Annotated in this window: 21 protein-coding genes; 10 read left to right on the top strand and 11 right to left on the bottom strand. The window is 69.1% G+C overall.

The window, feature by feature from the left end:
* Nucleotides 1-230 precede the first annotated feature (230 nt).
* The 3 genes from AC3B6A_RS21050 to AC3B6A_RS21040 all read right to left on the bottom strand — a co-directional run bounded on the left by AC3B6A_RS21050 (nucleotide 231) and on the right by AC3B6A_RS21040 (nucleotide 3437).
* A complete protein-coding gene (locus AC3B6A_RS21050; RefSeq protein WP_488399041.1) occupies nucleotides 231-2132 on the bottom strand; it encodes a M48 family metallopeptidase in 1902 nt (633 codons plus the stop codon).
* Nucleotides 2133-2143: 11 nt separating this feature from the next.
* Entirely contained in the window at nucleotides 2144-2740 is a 597-nt protein-coding gene (locus AC3B6A_RS21045) for a LemA family protein (RefSeq protein ID WP_488399040.1), read from the bottom strand.
* A 145-nt stretch (nucleotides 2741-2885) separates the two neighbouring features.
* Entirely contained in the window at nucleotides 2886-3437 is a 552-nt protein-coding gene (locus tag AC3B6A_RS21040; protein ID WP_488399039.1) for a cysteine hydrolase family protein, read from the bottom strand.
* Nucleotides 3438-3534: 97 nt separating this feature from the next.
* On the opposite strand from AC3B6A_RS21040, the gene AC3B6A_RS21035 reads away from it, so the two are divergent.
* Complete coding sequence (locus AC3B6A_RS21035; RefSeq protein WP_488403661.1) at nucleotides 3535-4539, top strand: GlxA family transcriptional regulator; 1005 nt, start codon at nucleotides 3535-3537, stop codon at nucleotides 4537-4539.
* Here AC3B6A_RS21035 and AC3B6A_RS21030 read toward each other — a convergent pair.
* Both AC3B6A_RS21030 and AC3B6A_RS21025 read right to left on the bottom strand, forming a co-directional pair.
* On the bottom strand, nucleotides 4529-4825 hold the full coding sequence (locus AC3B6A_RS21030) for a DUF3303 domain-containing protein (RefSeq protein ID WP_488399038.1): 297 nt from the start codon (nucleotides 4823-4825) through the stop codon (nucleotides 4529-4531). The genes AC3B6A_RS21035 and AC3B6A_RS21030 overlap by 11 nt on opposite strands.
* 190 nt (nucleotides 4826-5015) lie before the next feature.
* Nucleotides 5016-5384, bottom strand: coding sequence for a cupin domain-containing protein (locus AC3B6A_RS21025; protein ID WP_488399037.1), 369 nt, complete (start codon nucleotides 5382-5384; stop codon nucleotides 5016-5018).
* 186 nt (nucleotides 5385-5570) lie between these two features.
* Here AC3B6A_RS21025 and AC3B6A_RS21020 point away from each other — a divergent pair, with 186 nt between their 5' ends.
* From AC3B6A_RS21020 to AC3B6A_RS21000, 5 genes are all read left to right on the top strand, one after another.
* Entirely contained in the window at nucleotides 5571-6395 is an 825-nt protein-coding gene (locus AC3B6A_RS21020; protein WP_488399036.1) for an aldo/keto reductase, read from the top strand.
* Nucleotides 6396-6499: 104 nt separating this feature from the next.
* Nucleotides 6500-6871: a nuclear transport factor 2 family protein gene (locus AC3B6A_RS21015; RefSeq protein ID WP_488399035.1), complete on the top strand. Its 372-nt coding sequence runs from the start codon at nucleotides 6500-6502 to the stop codon at nucleotides 6869-6871.
* A 1-nt stretch (nucleotide 6872) separates the two neighbouring features.
* On the top strand, nucleotides 6873-7685 hold the full coding sequence (locus tag AC3B6A_RS21010; RefSeq protein WP_488399034.1) for a class I SAM-dependent methyltransferase: 813 nt from the start codon (nucleotides 6873-6875) through the stop codon (nucleotides 7683-7685).
* Between the two features lie 86 nt (nucleotides 7686-7771).
* A complete protein-coding gene (locus AC3B6A_RS21005) occupies nucleotides 7772-8227 on the top strand; it encodes a DUF3237 domain-containing protein (RefSeq protein ID WP_488399033.1) in 456 nt (151 codons plus the stop codon).
* A gap of 68 nt (nucleotides 8228-8295) precedes the next feature.
* Nucleotides 8296-8691, top strand: a complete 396-nt coding sequence (locus AC3B6A_RS21000) for a thiol-disulfide oxidoreductase DCC family protein (protein ID WP_488399032.1) — start codon at nucleotides 8296-8298, stop codon at nucleotides 8689-8691.
* 89 nt (nucleotides 8692-8780) lie between these two features.
* Here the strand turns inward: AC3B6A_RS21000 and AC3B6A_RS20995 are convergent, their stop codons facing one another.
* Together AC3B6A_RS20995 and AC3B6A_RS20990 are read right to left on the bottom strand one after the other, a co-directional pair.
* Nucleotides 8781-9389, bottom strand: coding sequence for a LysE family translocator (locus AC3B6A_RS20995; protein WP_488399031.1), 609 nt, complete (start codon nucleotides 9387-9389; stop codon nucleotides 8781-8783).
* Between the two features lie 52 nt (nucleotides 9390-9441).
* On the bottom strand, nucleotides 9442-10278 hold the full coding sequence (locus AC3B6A_RS20990) for an AraC family ligand binding domain-containing protein (protein WP_488399030.1): 837 nt from the start codon (nucleotides 10276-10278) through the stop codon (nucleotides 9442-9444).
* 195 nt (nucleotides 10279-10473) lie between these two features.
* Between AC3B6A_RS20990 and hemN the strand changes: the two genes are divergently transcribed.
* Nucleotides 10474-11859, top strand: coding sequence for an oxygen-independent coproporphyrinogen III oxidase (gene hemN, locus AC3B6A_RS20985; RefSeq protein WP_488399029.1), 1386 nt, complete (start codon nucleotides 10474-10476; stop codon nucleotides 11857-11859).
* 1 nt (nucleotide 11860) lies between these two features.
* On the opposite strand, the gene norR is transcribed toward hemN, so the two are convergent.
* A complete protein-coding gene (norR, locus tag AC3B6A_RS20980) occupies nucleotides 11861-13426 on the bottom strand; it encodes a nitric oxide reductase transcriptional regulator NorR (protein ID WP_488399028.1) in 1566 nt (521 codons plus the stop codon).
* A gap of 211 nt (nucleotides 13427-13637) precedes the next feature.
* On the opposite strand from norR, the gene AC3B6A_RS20975 reads away from it, so the two are divergent.
* Nucleotides 13638-15908: a nitric-oxide reductase large subunit gene (locus AC3B6A_RS20975; RefSeq protein WP_488399027.1), complete on the top strand. Its 2271-nt coding sequence runs from the start codon at nucleotides 13638-13640 to the stop codon at nucleotides 15906-15908.
* A 94-nt stretch (nucleotides 15909-16002) separates the two neighbouring features.
* Complete coding sequence (locus tag AC3B6A_RS20970) at nucleotides 16003-16221, top strand: hypothetical protein (RefSeq protein WP_488399026.1); 219 nt, start codon at nucleotides 16003-16005, stop codon at nucleotides 16219-16221.
* Between the two features lie 6 nt (nucleotides 16222-16227).
* Here AC3B6A_RS20970 and AC3B6A_RS20965 read toward each other — a convergent pair whose 3' ends face one another.
* From AC3B6A_RS20965 to AC3B6A_RS20955, 3 genes are all read right to left on the bottom strand, one after another.
* On the bottom strand, nucleotides 16228-17832 hold the full coding sequence (locus AC3B6A_RS20965; protein WP_488399025.1) for an FMN-binding glutamate synthase family protein: 1605 nt from the start codon (nucleotides 17830-17832) through the stop codon (nucleotides 16228-16230).
* A gap of 274 nt (nucleotides 17833-18106) precedes the next feature.
* The gene (locus tag AC3B6A_RS20960; RefSeq protein ID WP_488399024.1) at nucleotides 18107-19486 is read right to left on the bottom strand and encodes an L-serine ammonia-lyase; all 1380 of its coding nucleotides are present in this window, start codon (nucleotides 19484-19486) and stop codon (nucleotides 18107-18109) included.
* A 332-nt stretch (nucleotides 19487-19818) separates the two neighbouring features.
* Entirely contained in the window at nucleotides 19819-20598 is a 780-nt protein-coding gene (locus tag AC3B6A_RS20955; RefSeq protein ID WP_488399023.1) for a helix-turn-helix transcriptional regulator, read from the bottom strand.
* A gap of 150 nt (nucleotides 20599-20748) precedes the next feature.
* Here AC3B6A_RS20955 and AC3B6A_RS20950 point away from each other — a divergent pair, with 150 nt between their 5' ends.
* Nucleotides 20749-21567 carry a carbon-nitrogen hydrolase family protein gene (locus tag AC3B6A_RS20950; protein WP_488399022.1) on the top strand — a complete coding sequence of 273 codons (819 nt, stop codon included), beginning with the start codon at nucleotides 20749-20751 and terminating at the stop codon, nucleotides 21565-21567.
* Nucleotides 21568-21682: the final 115 nt, after the last annotated feature.

Below are 21682 nucleotides of genomic sequence, written 5' to 3'. Positions count from 1 at the left end.
GGGACTCGCCCGGGAGGGCGAAACCAAATCTTTCAGCACACGCCGAAGCGGCGCAGTACACAGAACAAGACAAAAAGCATCGCGGAGAAGCTCCGCTCCTACGAAAGCAGCTCGCAGCGGAGCCGAGCTGTAGGAGCGGACCTTGTCCGCGATCCGCCGGCAGGGCCGGCGTCAAGACGGTTCGAGAGCGAGCTCCTGCCAAACCGTGCGCAGGAGCGAAAGCCCTAGTCTCAGCTCGCCAGCAACGGCGGCATCGGGCAATCGAGGATATCCGCCACCGCCCGCATCAACTCCGCCTCGCTGACGCTGATGTGCCCGTCGTGCTCGATGCAGCGGGCCATGGCCTTGAGCAGTTGCGGCTTCTGCAGCGGGCGCAGCTGTTCCAGGCGCTTCAGCGCGCTTTCCAGCTCGCGCAGCTGGCCCTCGGCGGGCAGCGGCCGGGGTGGGAAGGGCAGGTTGCTCCAGGCGGCGCTGAAGGCCTGCCCGGTCTCCGCCTCGCCGGTTTCGCCGGCGCGGGCGAGGAAGGCCAGCAGGGTGGCCGACGCGTCGCCCAGCTCCGCCAGCGCCACGTTGCCGATCTTCGCGCTGCCGGGGCGCAGGTTGCGCTCGACGATCCGCATCAGCGTCCACTCCAGCAGCTTCACCGTGCCGTCGAGCTTGATCAGCAGCGCCATGTTCTCGCGCAGGCGGAGCACGCCCGGGGCATCGAGCTGCTTCAGCGCCGGCATGGCCAGGTCCAGCAGCGGCAGGCGCTGGCCGGGGTCGAGCCGCAGCAGCGATTCCTCCAGCAGGTCCAGTTGCAGCGCCAGGCTCAGGTCCAGGCGGGTCTTGAGCTGTTCCAGCTGGCGCGCGCGCAGGCCGGCTTCGCTGTCCAGCAGCAGGCCGTAGACCAGCGCCTGGGCGCCCTCGCCGTCGTGGGCGGCGCGTTGCAGGCGTTGGTCCAGGCGTTGCAGGGTGCCACGGGCCTCCTGCAGGTGCGCGACGGTCGGCGCGCCGACCGCGGCCACCGCCACTTCGACGGCGCCCGGCCGGTAGGGCTGGCCGCTGACGGCGGCGGTCCAGGCTTGCTTGTCCATCAGCGCCACGTCCAGCCGTGGTTCGAATTTCGGGAAGCGGCCGTCCCAGCCCGGATCGACGCGGCGGATGCGCTCCGGCAGCGGCGGGTGGGTGTCGAACCAGCTGCCGCCCAGGCCGTTGCCGAAGTACATGTGGCTGAACTCCGCCGCGCGCGGGGAGCTGATCAGGGCGCCGTGGGGATTGCTGCCGATCTTCTTCAGGGCGCCGGCGATGGTCGAGGGATCGCGGGTGAACTGCACCGCCGAGGCGTCGGCGAGGAACTCGCGCTGGCGGCTGACCGAGGCCTTGATCAGCTGGCCGAAGAAGGTCCCGACGTAGCCCAGCACGTAGAGCACCGCGCCACAGGCGATCACCAGGAGCACCACGTTGCCGCCACCGCTCCTGCTGTCACTGCTGCTGGTGCTGCGCCGGCCGCCGCTATGGGCCCAGACGCGCAGCAGGCCGCCGCCGATCAGGCCGAGCAGGAGGATGCCGTGCAGCAGCGCGGTCAGGCGCGTGTTGAGGCGCATGTCGCCGTGGTGGATGTGGCTGAACTCGTGGGCGATCACGCCCTGCAGTTCGCTGCGTTCGAGCTGCTCGATGGCGCCGCGGGTGATGCCGATCACCGCGTCGCGCGGGCTCAGGCCGGCGGCGAAGGCGTTGATCGAGGCGTCTTCCAGCACGTACACCGGCGGCACCGGCGAGCCGGAGGCCAGGGCCATTTCCTCGACGACGTTGAGCAGCCGGCGTTCGTCGGCATTGCTGGCGTCGAGGTTGAGCAGCCGGCCGCCCAGGCGCTCGGCCACCACCTTGCCGCCGGCGCTCAGCTGCAGTTGCTTGAACAGCGAGCCGAGGATGACCATGCCGACCACCACGGCGGCCACCGACAGGTACAGCTCGGCGTCGGGCAGCGAATCGCTGGAGGTCAGGTGCAGCTCCGGCTCGCCCAGGTGGCGCCAGAGCCAGCCCAGCGCCAGGCTGGTGACGGTGACCAGGCTGACCACCGCGATGGCCAGCAGCAGGACGAGGCGCCCGGTCTGCCGCCGGGCGCGGTCCTGGTGTTCGAAGAAGTTCATCGCGGGTCAGGTCAGAAGGCGACTTTCGGCGCGGACTGGATCTGCTCGCTGTCGGCGAACTCCAGCAGGCTGGCGTCCTTCGGGTGGCCGAAGGTGTTCGCCAGCAGCGTGGCGGGGAAGGACTGGCGGTAGGTGTTGTACGCCATCACCGCGTCGTTGTAGGCCTGGCGGGCGAAGGCGACCTTGTTCTCGGTACTGGAAAGCTCCTCGCTGACCTGCTGCATGTTCTGCGAGGCCTTGAGGTCCGGATAGGCTTCCAGGGTCACGTTGAGGCGGCCGAGGGCGCCGCCCAGGGCGTTTTCCGCGCTGGCCAGCTGGGCCATGCCCGCGGCTTCGCCGGGCTGGCTGGCGGCGGCCTTGAGCCCGGCCACGGCGGCGTTGCGCGCGCTGACCACGGCTTCCAGGGTCTCGCGCTCGTGCTTGAGGTAGGCCTTGGCGGTTTCCACCAGGTTGGGGATCAGGTCGTAGCGGCGCTTGAGCTGCACCTCGATCTGGGCGAAGGCGTTCTGGTAGCGGTTGCGCAGCGACACCAGGCGGTTGAACACGCTGACCAGCAGCAGGGCCACGCCGACGATGATGGCCAGGATGACGATGGTGGAGACGCTCATGGGGATATCCTTATCTGTACCGGGCGGAATCCCGATGATAGCGGAAAGCCTTCGCAGCGGCAGGCATTCGCTCACGCAATCCCGGGATGCGTCCTACAGCGGTATCCGCACGGAAACGGGCCTCCGCAGAGGCCCGTCATCCCATTCAGGCGCGGTCGAGGTACTCGGCGGTGGAGATCACCTCGGCATAGGCGAAGGCCAGCGCCGCCATGTAGGCGGCGTGGACCTGGGCGGCCGGCACCTTGACGCCGTTGAACTCCAGGTCCAGCGTCGCGCAGGCGTCGTGCAGCACGGTCACGCCGTAGCCGAAATCGGCGGCGGCGCGGCTGGCGCCGTCCACGCACATGTGGCTCATGTGCCCGGCCACCACCACCGACTCGACGCCGTGGCGGTCGAGGATCGCCTTCAGGTCGGTGTCGCGGAAGGCGTTGACGTAGTGCTTGAGCACCACTTCCTCGCCGGGCAGGTTGGCGACCTGCGGGTGGATCTGCGCGCCTGCGCTGCCGGGGGTGAAGAAGGGCGCGTCGTCGCTCTTGAATTCGTGGCGGATGTGCACCACCAGGTCGCCGCGCTCGCGGAACGCGGCGAGCACCTTGGCGGCCTGGCCGGCGGCGGCTTCGATGCCGACCAGCGGCCATTTGCCGGTGGGGAAGTAGTCGTTCTGGATATCCACTAGGATGAGCGCTTGCCGGGTCATTTCCGATTCCTCGGTGAGTGGGAAGTGGCGCCAGTATTGACCATGCCGCGCCGGTGCGGGATCAGCCGGACCGACAATAACGGGGGGTAAAGTGACAATCGCAGGGCAAAGGCCGGTCATCGAGATCGGGCTGCTGATCTATCCCGGCGCGCAGGCCGCCGCGCTGCACGGGCTGACCGACCTGTTCGCGGTGGCCGAGCGCATCGCCGGCGAGCAGGCCGGGGAGCGCCTGCCGGGCGTGCGGATCAGCCACTGGATGGCGGAGCCGGGCGGCGAGCCTGCGCGGGTCTTCGATACCCGCTCGGATAGCGCGGCCGACGGCCGCCTGGCGGCGGTGCTGGTGCCGCCGTCGCTGGCCGGCCTGCCGGAGGCGACGCCGGTGCGCCATCTCACCGACTGGCTGGCCGCGCGCCACGCGGAGGGCGCGATCGTCGGCTCGGTGTGCATCGGCGGCCTGCTGGTGGCCGAGGCCGGCCTGCTCGACGGCCGCTCCGCCACCGCCCACTGGAGCGGCGCCGAAGCCTTCGCCCGGCGCTTCCCGCGGGTGCGCCTGGAGGCGCACAAGCCGATCGTCGACGATGGCGACCTGATCACCTCCGCCGGGCTGATGGCCTGGTCGGAAGTGGGCCTGCGGGTGGTCGACCGCCTGCTCGGGCCGAGCATCGCCGCGCTCACCGCGCGCTTCCTGGTGGTGGAACACAGCGACAGCGCGCGGCAGTGCGGCAGCAACTTCGCGCCGCTGCTCGGGCATGGCGACGCGGCGATTCTCAAGGTGCAGCACTGGCTGCAGGGCAACGGCGCGGTGGACGTGAGCCTGCCGGCGATGGCCGCCCGGGCCGGGCTGGAGGAGCGTACCTTCCTCCGCCGCTTCCGGGCGGCCACGGGGCTCAAGCCCACCGAGTACTGCCAGCACCTGCGGGTGGGCAAGGCGCGGGAACTGCTGGAGTTCACCAACGGCACGGTGGAGCACATCGCCTACACGGTCGGCTACCTCGACCCCGGCTCGTTCCGCGGCACCTTCCGCAAGATCACCGGGATGTCACCCAGCGACTACCGCAGGCGCTTCGGCGCCAAGCCGGTCGAGGCCGTCGTCAGGGACTGACCGACGCCGTCGCTTCCATCTGCTGCACCAGCAAGGGCGCGTATTCGGCGTCGGTCATGGCCGGGTGCGCCTGAAGGTGCATCAGGTCGGTCCATTGCAGCATCCAGCGTTGCAGGTCGAGCGGGTCCTCGGCTTCCGCCAGGCCGAAGCCCATCATGTGGCCCATGGCGTGCCAGCGGCCCACCAGCTTGACGCTGGCCGGCGGCAGGCCGCCGGTCTGCAGGAAGCGCTGGATGACCTTGTCGCGGTTTTCCATGGGAATGGTCCAGTGCACCAGATAGAGCATGTCGCACCTCCGGCCCGGGTCCGGGCAGGCAAGCTTCGCGGACCCGAATCGGCACCGCTGCCAGGGTCGCGCCCGTGTATCCCAGGCGTTACAGCCTTCGGCTGGGAGCGGTCTCTTCCCACAGGCATAGCAGCCGCGCCGGTACCGGCCACGGCCGCTGATCGGCGGTGCGCGCCGCGTCGATCGACGGTCAGATCCAGCGATCGTTCTCGGCCGTGCGCTCGCCGCCGGCGTCGCCAGTGTTCAGCACCCCGCGCGGTTCGATCAGCATCACCTGCACCTCGCGCTCGGCGTACGGCTTGTGCTCGACGCCGCGCGGCACCACGTACAGCTCGCCGGCGCGCAGGGTGAGCGGGCCGTCGCGGAAGTCGATGCGCAGCTCGCCGTCCAGCACGATGAAGGTCTCGTCGGTATCGGCGTGGCTGTGCCAGACGAAATCGCCGTGCAGTTTCACCACCTTGAACTGGTAGTCGTTCATCTCGGCGATCACCCGTGGCTGCCAGGTTTCGTGGATGCGCGAGAGCTTGTCCCGCAGGTTGATCGGTTGGCGCGTGGTCATGCTGTTCTCCTTGAGTCGAGTCGCCTGACACTACGGCCGCGGCGGCAATCGGTCTTGCAGGAAATTGCGCTGATCCGCCGGCAGGAGAGGCCGGGCCAAGCCACGCAGGCTGCGCTACCCTGTCCGTCCCGCTGCCTCGACGGGCAGCCGGCCCCGTGTCTTTAACTCAACGACAAGGAGCATGCGATGAACACCGTGGTATTCGCCGACGGCACCCGCGTTCCCGCCATCGGCCAGGGCACCTGGCGCCTGGGCGAGGACCGCGCCGGGCGCAAGCGCGAGGTGGCGGCCCTGCGCGAAGGCATCGAGCGCGGCCTGACGCTGATCGACACCGCCGAAATGTACGGCGAGGGCGGCTCGGAGGAGGTGGTCGGCGAGGCCATCGCCGGGCTGCGCGAGCAGGTCTTCCTGGTCAGCAAGGTCTATCCGCACAACGCCAGCCGGCGCGGCATCCCCGAAGCCTGCGAACGCAGCCTCAGGCGCCTGCGCAGCGACTGCCTGGACCTCTACCTGCTGCACTGGCGCGGCGAGTATCCGCTGGAGGAAACGGTGGAAGCCTTCGAGCGCCTGCGCGAGGCCGGCAAGATCCGCCGCTGGGGCGTGTCCAACTTCGACCTCGACGACATGCAGGAACTGAACGAGCCGGCCTGCGCCGCCAACCAGGTGCAGTACAGCCTGGAGGAGCGCGGCATCGAGTGGGACCTGCTGCCCTGGTGCCAGGAGCAGCGCATGCCGCTGATGGCCTATTGCCCGGTCGGGCAGGGCGGGCGCCTGCTGCGCCATCGCGCGCTGGCCGAGATCGCCGCCCGGCACGACGCGACCCCGGCGCGGGTGGCGCTGGCCTGGCTGATCCACCAGCCGGGGGTGATCGCCATCCCCAAGGCGGTGGAGCCGCTGCACGTGCGCGACAACGCCGCCGCGCTGCAACTGCGCCTGGACGCCGAGGACCTCGAACGGCTCGACGCCGCCTTCCCGCCGCCGACCCGCAAGCGGCATCTGGCGATGGTCTGAACCCCGCCCGCGGAACCGCCCCGGTCGTCGCCGCAGGCGGCGCGGCCGAGGTGCGGTGCTAGCCTTGCCCGATACCGGATGCACCGGCGGGGAGGGCTGCACAGATGAGCAACTACACGGCGGAAAGCGCCGCCATCAACCGGGTCCTCACGGATTACGTGGAGGGCATGACCTTCGCCGACGAGGCGAGGCTGCGCGAGGCGTTCCACCCTTCCTGCAAGATCATCGGCAACTACCACGGCGAGCTGGAATGGGCCTCGCTGGACGACTTCATCGGCGCGATCAAGGCCGAGTCGCCGCCGTCGACCGGCGCCCCGCCGGTGTGGGAGCTGAGGTCGCTGGACATCACCGGCGACAGCGCGGTGGCGAAGGTGACGGACGACTTCCTCGGCATGCACTTCACCGATTACCTGTCGCTGCTGCGCATCGGTTCGCAGTGGACGATCATCAACAAGCTCTACTACCTGCACGAGTGACGTGGAACGCATCGGCCTGCGCGGTACGCCGGAAACCCTGCTGATCACCTTCTACGCCAAGGCGAAGGAGAGCGAGCTGGCCGACAGCCTGCTGCACGACCATTTCGCCCGCCGCGCGCTGGATCAGGTGGACTACGACTTCGCCCGCCTGCACATCGGCCGCTCCGGGCAGATTGGCGTGGCGTTGCGCTCCAAGCTGCTCGACGACTGGGTGCGCGACTTTCTCGCGCGGCATCCGCAGGCGGTGGTCCTGCAGCTGGGCTGCGGGCTCGACAGCCGGGTCTGGCGCATCGATCCGCCGTCCACCGTGCAGTGGTTCGAGGTGGATTTCCCCGAGGTGATCGCCCTGCGCGAGCGCCTGTATCCAGCGCGGGAGAACTGCCACCTGCTGCCCAGCGCGCTGACCGCCCCGGACTGGTGGCGCGTGGTGCCGGTCGGCCGGCCGGTGCTGATCGTCGCCGAAGGCGTGCTGCCCTACGTGGAAAGCCAATCGGTACCCTGGCTGCTGCGCGGGCTGGTCGCGCATTGCGGCAGCGGCGAGCTGATCTTCGACGGCTACACCCGCCAGGGCATCCGCTGGATGCGCTACCACCCGATGATCCGCCGGACCGGCGCGATCCTGCACTGGGGGATCGACGACAATGCCGAACTGGAGGCGCAGGTGCCCGGCCTGCGCTTCGTCGACGCGGTCGAGCCTTACGACGCGGCGCAGATCGCCCGGATGTCCCCGGGCGTGCGCCTGCTCTACCGCATCACCCTGGCGATTCCGCCGTTGCGGCGCATGGGGCGGCTGCTGCGCTATCGGTTTGGCTGAAGAAGGGCGCTTCGGCTGAGCGTGGCCGGCGCCGGGGCCGGCTGCTTTACTCAAGGGGCCATGACGAGACCGGGCAGGAGCTGTCGATGAAACTCGAACCGCTGATGAACATGAGCGTGAAGGCGAGCGTGCCGCTGGAGATCGGCCGGGTGCCCCACGGCCAGCGCCTGATCTCGGCGGCCGGCGGCGGCGCCTTCCAGGGCCAGCGCCTGAATGGCGAAGTGCTGCCCGGCGGCGGCGACTGGATCCTGGTGGACAACGACGGCGGCTGGCACCTGGACGTGCGCCTGGTGCTGCGCACCGACGATGGCGCGCGCATCCTGATGCAGCACAACGGCCTGCTGGTGGCCAACCCGCGCATCATCAACGCGGTCTCGCGGGGCGAGAGCAGCGAGTTCGGCGACACCTATTTCATGATCCAGCCGCGCTTCGAGGTGGGCGACGAGCGCTACCGCTGGCTGAACCACCTGCTCGCGGTGGGCGAGGGACGGCTGGGGCCGGGCTGGGTGGAGTACCGGCTGTATTCCCTGACCAATGGCTGAGCGGGAAAACCTGTAGTTGTCACATACGGGGGGCAGAGTGTGCGAACCACGCTTCCTGAGACGACGCCATGCCGTTGCCCCCCGACATGCTTCCCGGTGACAAGGTTGTGCTGTTCGACGGCGCCTGCCGCCTGTGCAACGGCTGGAGCCGCTTCCTTGCGCGCAACGATCGCGGGCGGCGCCTGAAGCTGTACAGCATGCAGTCGGCGGAAGGCCAGGCGGTCATCGACTGGTTCGGGCTGCCGGCCGAGTATTTCGACGGCATCCTCTACATCGAAGGCCGGCAGGGCTACGACCGCAGCGAAGCGCTCCTGCGGGTGATCGGCCAGTTGCCGGCGCCGTGGAACTGGCTGCGCGTCCTCTGGCTGGTGCCCATGTCGCTGCGCGACGGGCTCTACGACTACCTCGCCGCCAACCGCCGCCGCCTGTTCGGCCGCCAGGGGCGCCTGGTGCCCTCGGCGTAGCAGCGGAGGCGCTTGCCGGGCAAAGGCCGGACGCCGCCGCCTTCATCGAGCACCTGCGCGACTGCCTGCGCCGCGTCGGTATCGGCTAGTCAGAGCAAGGCGCCGGCCCAGGCCGACAGCAGCAACAGGACCGCCAGCAGCTGGTTGAGCCGGCGCATCTGCCCGGGCGAGAGCAGGCGCTGGCTGCCGATGCCCAGGCCGGCCCAGACCGCCGTGCAGGGAATCGACACGAGGAAGAACAGCAGCGACAGCAGCTGCACGCGGTCCGCGCGGTCGGCGCCGTGGCCGGCGTACACGCTGAGCACCGCCAGCGCCATCATCCACGTCTTGGGGTTGACCAGTTGCAGCGCGGCGGCGCCGACCAGGCCGAGGCGCGCGGCGCTTTCCCCGCACCCGAGGTCGGCCGGCGGGCTGCGGAAGATCTGCCAGGCCAGCCAGCTCAGCCAGAGCACGCCGGTCACGCGCATCGCCGGCTGCACGCGCGGCAGGCCGGCCAGCGCTTCGCCCAGGCCGCTGCCCACCGCCAGCACCAGCGCGGCCGCCGCCGCGCAGCCGCCGAGCATGATCGGCAGCGCCGCGCCCCAGCCGAAGCGCGCGCTGTTGCTGAAGATCAGCAGGTTGGTCGGCCCCGGAGTGATCGAGGCGACGAAGGCGAAGAGGAGGAAGGGCAGCCATTGGCCGAGCTGCGAGAGGTGCATGGCGGGAGCTCCGGTGAATCCGTGGGAGCTCATCTTCGCCAGCGCGGCGGGCTCAGTCTGGAAGCTTTGAGCAGCGCCTGCGGTAGTAGGCCGGGGTGACGCCATAGGCGCGGCGGAACCAGCGGCCGAGGTGGCTCTGGTCGGCGAAGCCGAGGTCGGCGGCGATGTCCGCCGGCGCCAGTCCCCGGCCGAGCAGCTGGCGCGCGCGGGCCAGGCGCAACTGGATCAGGTAGGCGTGGGGCGGCAGGCCGAAGGCCTGCTTGAAGGCGCGGGTCAGGCGGAAGCGGTCGCAGCCGCTGGCCTGGGCCAGGTCGTCGAGGCCGATGTCGGCGGTCAGGTTGGCGTGCAGATAGTCCCGCGCACGCTGCGCCACCAGCGGCAGCTGCGGTTGCAGGGCGCTGCGCTGGCGCCAGTGCAGGCGCCGGGTGAGGCCGTCGAGCAGGTCGTCGATGGCGGCTTGGCGGACGATCTTCAGGTCGCTGCCGTGCACCGCCTGGAAGGCGTTGTCGACCCGGCGCGCCAGTTGCGGGTCGTCGAACAGCAGCTCGGGCACGCCCAGCTGGCAGTTGGCCGGGGCTTGCTCGAAGAGGCTGCCGATCTCGCGTTCCAGCCAGGGCGCGTCGAGGTAGAGCATGCGGTAGGTGAAGCCGCCCTCGGTGGGCGCGTCGCCGTCGTGGATGTCGCCGGGTTCGAGGAAGAACACCTTGCCGACGGTGCTGATGTGGCGCTGGTTGCGGCAGCGGAACTGCTGCACGCCGGCTTCGGTGAAACCGATCAGGTAGCTGTCGTGCCAGTGCGGGTCGTAGGCGTGGCCCTTGAAGTGCGCGCGCAGGCTCTGGATGCCGCTGTCGGCGTCCTGCAGCAGGTCGATCCAGTTGTCCTTGTGCATGGGCCGTTTTCGCCTCGCTTGCCCGGTTGGCCAGCATAGCGCGGGGGCGGCGGCTGTCTGGAAGATTCGTGCAGCCGCCGATCGGCCGGCACCCCGCGACTTCTTGATCCTGCTCAGGCGGGGTCCAGGGTGACCGGTGTATCCTGTGCCGGGCGACTCGCAGCACCAGACTGCCAGCGCCAGAGGAGCCGTGTCATGCCAGAATCGATGAGTTTCAACCGCGCGTTGGTCGAGAAGTACGATCGCCCCGGCCCGCGCTATACGTCCTATCCCACCGCGCCGCAGTTCCATGGCGCGTTCGCCGCCGACGACTACCGCGCGGCGGCCCGGCGCAGCAACGAGGCGCCGTCCAAGCCGCTCTCGGTGTATATCCACATCCCGTTCTGCAAGAGCCTCTGCTACTACTGCGCCTGCAACAAGATCATCACCCAGAAGACCCACCGCGCCGTCGAGTACCTCGACTACCTCAAGCGCGAGATCGCCATGCAGGCGGCGCTGTTCGACGACTCGCGCAAGCTGACCCAGCTGCACCTGGGCGGCGGTACGCCGACCTACCTGACCAGCGAGCAGCTGACCGAGCTGATGGACTGCCTGCGCGAGCACTTCAACCTCGACGAGAGCGATGCCCACGAGTTCTCCATCGAGGTCGACCCGCGCACCATCAGCCGCGAGCGCATCGCCGAGCTGCGCGCCCAGGGCTTCAACCGCCTGAGCTTCGGCGTGCAGGACTTCGACGAGAAGGTCCAGGCCGCGGTCAACCGCGTGCAGAGCGAGCAGCAGATCTTCGACCTGATCCAGGCCGCCCGCGAGTCGAACTTCAAGTCGGTCTCGGTGGACCTGATCTACGGCCTGCCGCTGCAGACGGTGGAGAGCTTCGACGCCACCCTGAGCAAGATCATCGCGCTGCGCCCCGACCGCATCGCCGCCTACAGCTACGCCCACCTGCCCGAGCGGGTGCGCGCGCAGCGGCTGATCCGCCGCGAGGACATGCCGCCGCCCGAGCGCAAGCTGGAGCTGCTGGAGCTGACCATCCAGCGGCTGACGAGCGAAGGCTATGCCTACATCGGCATGGACCACTTCGCCCTGCCCGACGACGAGCTGACCGTGGCCCGCGCCAAGGGCACGCTGCAACGCAACTTCCAGGGCTACTCGACCCACGCCGATTGCGACCTGATCGCGCTGGGCGTGTCCTCGATCAGCAAGGTCGGCGACACCTACGGGCAGAACGTGAAGGAGCTGTCGCAGTACTACGCGCGCATCAACGAGGGGCTGCTGCCGGTGCACAAGGGCTACCGCCTGACCGACGACGACCGCCTGCGCCGCGAAGTGATCAGCGCCCTGATGTGCCACGGCCGGGTGGACTACGCACCGCTGGAGGCGCGCCACGGCATCCGCTTCGCCGAGTACTTCGCGGACGCGCTGCGGCAGTTGCAGGAGCAGGTCGGCGACGGGCTGGTGGCGCTGCACGACGATGCGCTGGTGCTGCTGCCCCAGGGCCAGCTGATGATGCGCAGCGTGGCGATGGCCTTCGACGCCTACCTGGGCGGCGGGCAGCAGGAGCGCTTCTCGCGCACCATCTGAGTCAGAGCAGGTTCAGGCGCCGGGCGAGCTTGCGCAGGTTGCTGGGGTCCATCTCCAGCGCGCGGGCCGCGCCGGCCCACTTGCCGTTGTGGCGCTGCAGGGCGTCCTGCAGCAGTTCCCGCTGGTAGCGGTCCACGGCGTCCTGCAGGGAGCCGGATGCCGGCGTGCCGTCGGCCGTCGCCGGGCCCGCCGCTGGTCTGCCCGGCAGGTCGAGGCCGAGCCCGGCCGCTTCGATGCTCAGCAGTTCATGGCGCGATTGCGCCTGGCTCAGCACCTTCAGCGCCGCCCGGCTGATGACGTGCTCCAGTTCCCGCACGTTGCCCGGCCAGGCGTAGGCCAGCAGGGCCTGCTCCGCCCCGGCGGACAGGCGCAGGCAGCGCAGGCCGAGGCGGGTGCGGTTCTGTTCGAGAAAGTGGCCGGCGAGCAGCAGCACGTCCCGCCCGCGTTCGCGCAGCGCCGGGATGTGCACCGGGTACACCGACAGCCGGTGATAGAGGTCGGCGCGGAAGCGCCCCTCGCGCACTTCCTCACTGAGATTGCGGTTGGTGGCGGCGATGACGCGCACATCCACGTGCCGCGGGCGGTCCGCGCCCAGGCGCTGGATCTCGCCGTTCTGCAATGCGCGCAGCAATTTCGCCTGGGTCGACAGCGGCAGCTCGCCGATCTCGTCGAGGAACAGCGTGCCGCCGCTGGCCGATTCGAAACGCCCCTGGCGGTCCTGGGTCGCCCCGGAGAAGGCGCCGCGCACGTGTCCGAACAGTTCGCTTTCGGCCAGGCTCTCCGGCAGCGCGGCGCAATTGACCTGCACCAGCGGCCGCCGCGCCCGTGGCGAGTTGGCGTGCAGCCACTGGGCGAAGAGTTCCTTGCCGACCCCGGTTTCGCCCTGCAGCAGCACCGGCAGCTCGGACTCGGCGACGATCCTCAGTTCATCGAGCAGACCTTGCAGCACCGGGCTTTCGCCGAGGATGGCGCAGGTCGATTCCAGCGCCGGCTCGGTCAGCCCGCTGCGGGCCAGGCGCAGGCTGCGCACTTCGTTTTCCAGGCGGCCGACGCGCAGCGCCGTTTCGATCAGCGGCGCGCATTCGCGCAGGCGCGGCGCCACCGAGGGGCCGAAGCTGCCGGGGCGCAGCGCGTCGAGGGTCACCGCGCCCCACAGGCGGTCCTGTACGTAGAGGCTCATGCCCAGGCAGTCGTGCACGGGCAGCGGCTTGTCCGGGTTGTCGTGCAGCAGCCCGTCGTAGGGATCGGGCAGCCCGCTGTCGGCGGCGAACTGCACCGGCTCTCGTTGCCCGAGAATCTGCGCCAGGCGCGGATGCCGGTCCCGCTCGAAGCTGCGTCCGAGGACTTCACTGGCCAGCCCGACGGCCGCCTGGGCCTGCAGCCGGTCGCCGTCCAGGCGCAGCAGCACCACCGCGCTGCAGGAGAACTCGTCGCGCAGGGCCACGACCAGGCGCTGCAGGCGCTCGGCGGCCGGCAGGTCGCTCGCCAGGTCCGCCAGGAGTCGGTTCAAAAGCCCGGTACTTTTTACCCGCTGGAGGTCATTTGAACTCTTCGTGCGCGCGGTCATTTCGACTTCTTTAATTTTCAGGTTGTTGATTTAAAAGGAATTAATTGATGGCACGTGGTTTGCCTTGTTCAAGGAAACGCCTGACACAGGAGTCGCGCCATGTACGTCGATCCGCTCGAAAATACTGTAGGACATGCCATCTGCGAAGACACCATCGTTCGCGGCGCCGGTCGCCAATCCGTTGCGCCGGCCGCCGGCCCGGAGGTGTCCCATGGGTGAGTACCGCAAGCTCTGGTGGACGCTGATCGCCGTGCTGGCGGTGACCTTCGGCATCCTCGGTTACTTCGGCCGCGAGGTGTATCGCCAGGCGCCGCCCATTCCGGACGAGGTGCGCAGCGAAAGCGGCGAGCACCTGTTCAGCGGCACCGACATCCTCGACGGGCAGACCGCCTGGCAGAGCGTTGGCGGCATGCAGCTCGGCTCGATCTGGGGCCACGGCGCCTACCAGGCGCCGGACTGGACCGCCGACTGGCTGCACCGCGAACTGACCGCCTGGCTCGACATCGGCGCCCGCGAGCAGTACGGCAAGGCCTTCGGCGAACTCGACAGCGACCAGCAGGCCGTCCTGCGCAGCCGCCTGCAGCGCGAATACCGGCAGAACCGCAGCCAGGACGGCGTGCTGGTGCTGAGCGAGCGCCGCGTCGAGGCGATCCGCCAGACCGCCGCGTACTACCTCGCGCTGTTCGGCGACGATCCGGCGCTGCAGCCCAGCCGCAAGAGCTTCGCGATGAAGGAGAACACGCTGCCGAGCCTGGAGCGGCGCGAGGAGATGACCCAGTTCTTCTTCTGGACCGCCTGGGCCGCCGCCACCGAACGCCCCGGCTCCAGCGCCACCTACACCAACAACTGGCCCCACGAGCCGCTGATCGGCAACCAGCCGACCGCCGAGAACATCATGTGGTCGCTGGTCAGCGTGGTGCTGCTGATCGCCGGCGTCGGCTTCCTGGTCTGGGCCTGGGCCTTCCTGCGCAAGGAAGAGGAGGAGCCGCATCCGCCGCTGCACGACCCGATCAGCCTGGTCGGCCTGACCCCTTCGCAGAAGGCGCTGGGCAAGTACCTGCTGCTGGTGGTGGGGCTGTTCACCTTCCAGGTGATGCTCGGCGGCGCGACCGCGCACTACACGGTGGAGGGCCAGGACTTCTACGGCATTCCGCTGTCGCAGTGGTTCCCCTATTCGCTGCTGCGCACCTGGCACATCCAGAGCGCGCTGTTCTGGATCGCCACCGGCTTCCTCGCCGCGGGGCTGTTCCTCGCGCCGATCATCAACGGCGGCAAGGACCCGAAGCACCAGAAGCTGGGCGTCGATGTGCTGTTCTGGGCGCTGGTCGTGGTGGTGCTGGGCTCCTTCGTCGGCAACTTCCTGGCCATCGCGCAGATGCTGCCGCCGCAGTGGAACTTCTGGCTGGGCCACCAGGGCTATGAGTACGTCGACCTCGGCCGCCTGTGGCAGATCGGCAAGTTCCTCGGCATCGCCTTCTGGCTCGCGCTGATGCTGCGCGGCATCCTGCCGGCGTTCCGCAAGCCGGGCGACAAGAACCTGCTGGCGCTGCTGTCCGCCTCGGTGATCGCCATCGGCCTGTTCTACGGCGCCGGCCTGTCCTACGGCGAGCGCACCAACCTGTCGGTGATGGAGTACTGGCGCTGGTGGGTGGTGCACCTGTGGGTGGAAGGCTTCTTCGAGGTCTTCGCCACCACCGCGCTGGCCTTCATCTTCTCCAGCATGGGCCTGGTGAGCGCGCGCGCCGCCACCACCGCCAGCCTGGCCTCGGCCTCGCTGTTCATGCTCGGCGGCGTGCCGGGCACCTTCCACCACCTGTATTTCTCCGGCACCACCACGCCGGTGATGGCGGTGGGCGCCACCTTCAGCGCCCTGGAAGTGGTGCCGCTGGTGGTGCTGGGCTACGAAGCCTGGGAGAACTGGCGCCTGAAGAACCGCGCGGCCTGGATGCAACGGGTGAAATGGCCGCTGGCCTGCTTCATCGCCGTGGCCTTCTGGAACATGCTCGGCGCCGGCGTCTTCGGTTTCATGATCAACCCGCCCGTCGCGCTGTACTACATCCAGGGCCTGAACACCACGCCGACCCACGCCCACGCCGCGCTGTTCGGGGTCTACGGCTTCCTCGCCCTGGGCTTCACCCTGCTGGTGCTGCGCTATATCCGCCCGGAGCTGCAGTTCAACGAGCGGCTGATGAAGACCGCCTTCTGGTGCCTCAACGGCGGCCTGGTGCTGATGCTCTCCACCAGCCTGCTGCCCATCGGCATCATCCAGTTCCACGCCAGCGTCGCCGAGGGCCTGTGGTACGCCCGCAGCGAAGCCTTCATGCAGCAGCCGCTGCTGCAGACCCTGCGCTGGGTGCGCACCTTCGGTGACCTGGTGTTCATCGTCGGCGCGCTGTCGATGGCCTGGCAAGTGATCTCCGGCGTCCTGCGCCCCGCCTTCGGCACCGTGGCCCATGCCGCGGAAGGAGGTGCACAGGGCTGAGCCCGCATTGGATGAAAGTGTCTGGTACGCACCTGGCCCGGTCTGCCCGGGCCGGGTGCATTTGATCAACCTCTCCGGCTATTCAGGTGATCTCATGAACACTAGGAAACCCCAGGCCCGATATCTTTCCCGTGTACGCCAGGGCGGACTGCCCGGGCTCATGGCCGCGCTGGGCGGGATGCTGCGCTCGCTGGCGCGCTCGGTCCGGCCCGATGGCACGTGCGCGGTGGAGCTGCTGTGCGGCGAGCGCGTCTACCTGTTCGGCGAGGAGCAGATGATCGCGCTCCTGCCGCCCCCGGCCGGTCGCCGCTGACCGGCCTCAGCCGGCCGCCGCGTCGAAGCTGTCGCTGCTCGCCATGCGCCACATGCGCTCGTAGAACTCACCGCCGATCTCGCCCGAGAGCAGCTCGCCGGGCTTGAGGAAGTAGTGCAGGTGCGAGAACAGGCGGATCTCGGTGGCCGACACGCGGCGCACCAGGTGCCTGGCCTCGATCTGCGACGGGTGCTTGAGGCCGGCGGCGGCGGTCAGTTCGGCCAGGGCCTTGAGCGTGTTGCGGTGGAAGTTGTAGACCCGCTCGGCCTTGTCCGGCACCACCAGCGCGCGCTGGCGCAGCGGGTCCTGGGTGGCCACGCCGGTCGGGCACTTGTTGGTGTGGCAACTCTGCGACTGGATGCAGCCGATGGCGAACAGGAAGCCGCGCGCCGAGTTGGCCCAGTCGGCGCCCATGCTCAGCACGCAGGCGATGTCGAAGGCGCTGATGATCTTGCTGCTGGCGCCGATGCGGACCTTGTCGCGCAGGTTCAGGCCGACCAGCGTGTTGTGGACGAACAGCAGGCCCTCGCGCATCGGCAGGCCGACGTGGTCGATGAACTCGCCCGGCGCCGCACCGGTGCCGCCTTCGGTGCCGTCGACGACGATGAAGTCGGGGCAGATGCCGGTCTCGTGCATGGCCTTGGCGATGCCCATGAACTCCCACGGATGGCCGATGCAGAGCTTGAAGCCGACCGGCTTGCCGCCGGAGAGCTCGCGCAGCTGGACGATGAAATCGAGCAGTTCCCGCGGGTTGGAGAAGGCGCTGTGGCTGGGCGGCGACAGGCAGTCCTGGCCCATGGGCACGCCGCGGGTGGCGGCGATCTCGGGGGTGATCTTCTCCTTCAGCAGCATGCCGCCCAGGCCCGGCTTGGCGCCCTGGCTGAGCTTGATCTCGATCATCTTCACCTGCGGCTCCAGCGCCTGCCGGGCGAAGCGCTCGGGGTCGAAGCGGCCATCCTCGGTGCGGCAGCCGAAGTAGCCGCTGCCCAGTTCCCAGGTCAGGTCGCCGCCGTATTCGCGGTGGTAGGGGCTGATGCTGCCCTCGCCGGTGTCATGGATGAAGTTGCCCAGCTTCGCGCCCTTGTTCAGCGCGCGGATGGCGTTGGCGCTGAGCGCGCCGAAGCTCATGGCGGAGATGTTGAACAGCGAGATGGAGTAGGGCTGCTTGCAGTCCGGGCCGCCGACCTGCACCCGGAAGCTGGCCGGGTCGGCCTGCGGCTCCGGGCGGATGGAGTGGGCGATGAACTCGTAGCCGGACTGGTAGACGTCGATCAGGGTGCCGAACGGGCGCTCCGAGGATTGGTTCTTCGCCCGCGTGTAGACCAGCGAGCGCTGGCTGCGGGAGAAGGGCAGGGCATCGCGCTCCTCCTCCAGCAGGTACTGGCGGATTTCCGGGCGGATGGCTTCCATCAGGTAGCGCAGGTTGCCGATCACCGGGTAGTTGCGCCGCACCGCATGGCGCTCCTGGAGCAGGTCGAACACGCCGAGCAGGCTGAGGGCGAGGGTCAGCAGGGTGAGCGGCCAGACCTGGCCGAGGAACGGCAGGCTGAACAGGGTGAAGAGGACGCACGCGGCAAAGAACGCATAACGGCTCAGGAGCGACAGATTCATGGAGTCTCCAGTCGTCGGGCTGATCGAGGTCGGGGTGGCCGAAAGGACCGCCGTGGAGCACGGCAGGCGGGGCACGAGTGTGCCTGGCGAAGGTTAAGGCGGGCTTTCGGGGGGAGGTTTCTTCTTCTGCAGGGCACCGACGTTAGCGGGAAGCGATTGAAAAAGAAAGCTAGCTAACGATTTTCTCGGAAGGCGCAATAAAGGGAGCCGTGGCTGTTCGCGAGCAAGCTCGCTCCTACGAAGGGCGCGCTGGAGCGAGCTTGCCCGGCACGGATCAACAGGCGATCACGTTCACCGCCAGCCCGCCCTTGGAGGTCTCCTTGTACTTGTCCATCATGTCGCGCCCGGTGTCGCGCAGGGTGTCGATGGCCTTGTCGAGGCTGACCAGGTGCTGGCCGTCGCCGCGCAGGGCCAGCTGGGCGGCGTTGATGGCCTTGAGCGAGGCCATGGCGTTGCGTTCGATGCAGGGCACCTGCACCAGCCCGGCCACCGGGTCGCAGGTCAGGCCGAGGTTGTGTTCCAGGCCGATCTCGGCGGCGTTCTCCACCTGTTCCAGGCTGCCGCCGAGGACTTCCGCGAGACCGCCGGCGGCCATGGCGCAGGCCGAGCCGACCTCGCCCTGGCAGCCCACTTCGGCGCCGGAGATCGAGGCGTTGAGCTTGCACAGGATGCCGATCGCGGCGGCGGTCAGCAGGTAGCGCTCGATGGCGTCGGCGCTGGCCTGGGCGTCGTAGCGCGCGTAGTAGTGCAGCACCGCCGGGACGATGCCGGCGGCGCCGTTGGTGGGAGCGGTCACCACCCGTCCGCCGGCGGCGTTCTCCTCGTTCACCGCCAGCGCCCAGAGGTCCACCCAGTCCATGGCGCCGAGGGTGCTGGCGATCAGGTTGCCGCTGTCCGCCTCGTTCAGCCGACGGAAGAGCATCGGCGCGCGGCGGCGCACCTTGAGCCCGCCGGGCAGCGTGCCTTCGGTCTCCAGCCCGCGGCGCACGCAGGCCTGCATTTCCTCCCAGATGTAGGCGAGGCCGGCGTGGATTTCCGCGTCGCTGCGCAGCTTGCGCTCGTTGGCCCACATCAGGTCGCTGATCCGCGCGAAGCCGTGCTGGTGGCACAGCCGCAGCAGTTCCTCGGCGCTGTGGAAGGGGTAGGGCACGGGGTTGTCGGGCAGGGCGCGGTCGGTGTTGAAGTCGGCCGCGTCCACCACGAAGCCGCCGCCCACGGAATAGCAGACGCGCTCGGCCAGCAGCCGGCCGCTTTCGTCCAGCGCCTGCAGGTGCAGGCCGTTGGGGTGGGCGGGCAGGCTGCCGTCGTGGAAGACCAGCTGCTGCGCCGGGTCGAAGTCGATCTCGCGCACGCCGCCCAGGCGCAGGCGATGGCGCCGCAGGATGTCGTCCACCTGCGGCGCCAGGGCGGCCGGATCGGCTTCCGCCGGGTCGATGCCGAGCAGGCCGATCAGGCACGCGCGGTCGGTGGCGTGGCCCTTGCCGGTGGCGCTGAGCGAGCCGTAGAGATGCACCTCCACGGCGGCGGTGCGCGCCAGCAGGCCGCCGCCGCGCAGCCGGTCGACGAACTCGCGGGTGGCGCGCATCGGCCCCACGGTGTGGGAACTGGACGGCCCGACGCCGGGCTTGAACATGTCGAAAACGCTGAGGCTCATGGGGTGTTCCTCCTGTCCTCAAGCATGGACCCGCAAGGGCGAGGTTGCTCACCCGCTGCTCGACGGCTGGTGTTTCTCATCCTGACGCGTGCCAAGCGCATCCGCTCTGACGTTGGCCCCTGAAACTTCGATGGAGCGAGGGGAGTCCCGCGAAGCGGGACCCGGATGATGGGGCAGAGACTTTTGCCTACTTTGCGTGGGGCGGCCATCCGTCGTTTGGCAAAGTAGGTCGCCCGAGGGGGCGAAACAAAAGGCATCCGAACACGCCGGAGCGGCGCAGAACACCAATCCCCCAAAAAGCATCGCGGATAAGATCCGCTCCTACGAAAGCCTCAGCCCTGCGCCTGCAGGAACAGCGAGAACAGCTCCGACTGCGACTTGATCCCGAGCTTGGCGTACATGTGCTTGCGGTGGACCTTCACCGTCTCGGCGGAGATCGTCAGCTTGCGGGCGATTTCCTTGCTGGAGCAGCCGCTGAGCATCAGCCGGCCGACTTCCAGTTCGCGCGCGGTGAGCGGGGTTTCCATCTGCTGGGCGGTGGCTTCCAGGCGGTTCTGCCAGCGCGGCGGCGGGGGCGCTTCCTGCACCTCGCGCTCGAAGGCCATGCGCTGGCGCATCAGCGCGGCCACCCAGGGCTGCACCAGGGCGAGCAGGGCGATCTGCTCCGGGGTGAAGCGGCCCTTGCTGCCCACCGAGCAGCAGAGGGTGCGTTCGCCGTCGAGCTGCACGTTGATCTGCACCTCGTCGGCCACCACGTTGAGGCTGAAGTAGCGCTGGTAGTAATCGGTCTGCTCGAAGCATTCGGGTGCCACGTCGTCGAGGCGGAACAGCCCGCTGCCCGGTGCCTCGCGGCTGGCGATGTAGAAGGGGTCGAGCAGGTAGAGGCCCTTGAGGTAGTCCTGGAACAGCGGGTCCGGGCCGCCGTCCTCGCCCGGGCATTCGGCGAACACCTGGGGCCGGCCATCGCTGAAGAGCAGCACGACCCAGCTGTCGAAGGGCACATACTGGCCCAGCAGGCGCACCAGCGAGGTCCAGAAGCCCGGCTTGTCCAGCGCCTCGATCAGCTGCCCGACCGAGCGGTGCCAGGCGATATCCTGAAGGGAAAGACCCATGACCCTACCCCCGTTGGGTTACCACGCGGGCGTAATTACCCGGTGGTGGTGCGCCCGGCATACTCGATGGATACCGTGAGCCGGCGCGGTGCGCAGTTTGACCCTTTTGCGCCGTGCGGTCACTGGAATACAAGAATCCGAGGAAGCCCCATGAAGATCGAACTCGTCCAACTCGCCGGCCGTGATGGCGACGTGGCCTGGAACCTGGCCCGCACCCTGGAGGCGATCCACGCCTGCGCCGACGACACCCAGCTGGTGGTGTTCCCCGAGACCCAGCTGACCGGCTTCCCCACCGAGGCGAACATCGCCGCCGTCGCCGAACCGATCGACGGCCCCAGCGTGCAGGCCGTGCGCCGCGCCGCGAAGGAGAAGAACATTGCCGTCGCCGTGGGCTTCGCCGAAGCCGCCGACGGCCGCTTCTACAACACCACGCTGCTGATCACCCCCGAAGGCATCGCCATGCAGTACCGCAAGACGCACCTGTGGGCGTCGGACCGCGGCATCTTCACCCCCGGCGACCGCTACGCCACCTGCCTGTGGAATGGCGTCCGCGTCGGCATCGCGATCTGCTTCGACATCGAGTTCCCGGAAACCGCCCGCGCCCTCGGCCAACTGGGCGCCGAGCTGATCATCGTGACCAACGGCAACATGGACCCCTACGGCCCGACCCACCGCACCGCGATCATGGGCCGCGCCATGGAAAACCAGGCCTACGCGGTGATGGTCAACCGCGTCGGCGAAGGCGACGACGACCTGGTGTTCGCCGGCGGCAGCGCCGTGGTCGACCCCTACGGCCAACTGATCGTCGAAGCCGGCCGCGAGGAGTGCCGGCAGATCGTCGAGCTGGACTTCGAGCGCCTGGCGCAAGCGCGCCGCGACTACAGCTACCTGGCCGAACGCCGCTTCGTGCTGCCCGGCGAGATGCGCGAACACGCGGACGGCCTGCGCGAACTGATCATCCCGGCCTGATGCTTCTTCCGGCCAACTGACCGACAGCGCCGGGGCGCAGGGCCGCGCCGCCACAGCGATATTCCACGACCGACGGGCGCCCCGAGCGCCCGCAGGCTTCCGAGTGAGCGGAAGC

The organism is Pseudomonas sp. B12(2026) (genome assembly GCF_057767015.1).
This window is presented reverse-complemented; position numbering and strand designations above follow the sequence as displayed.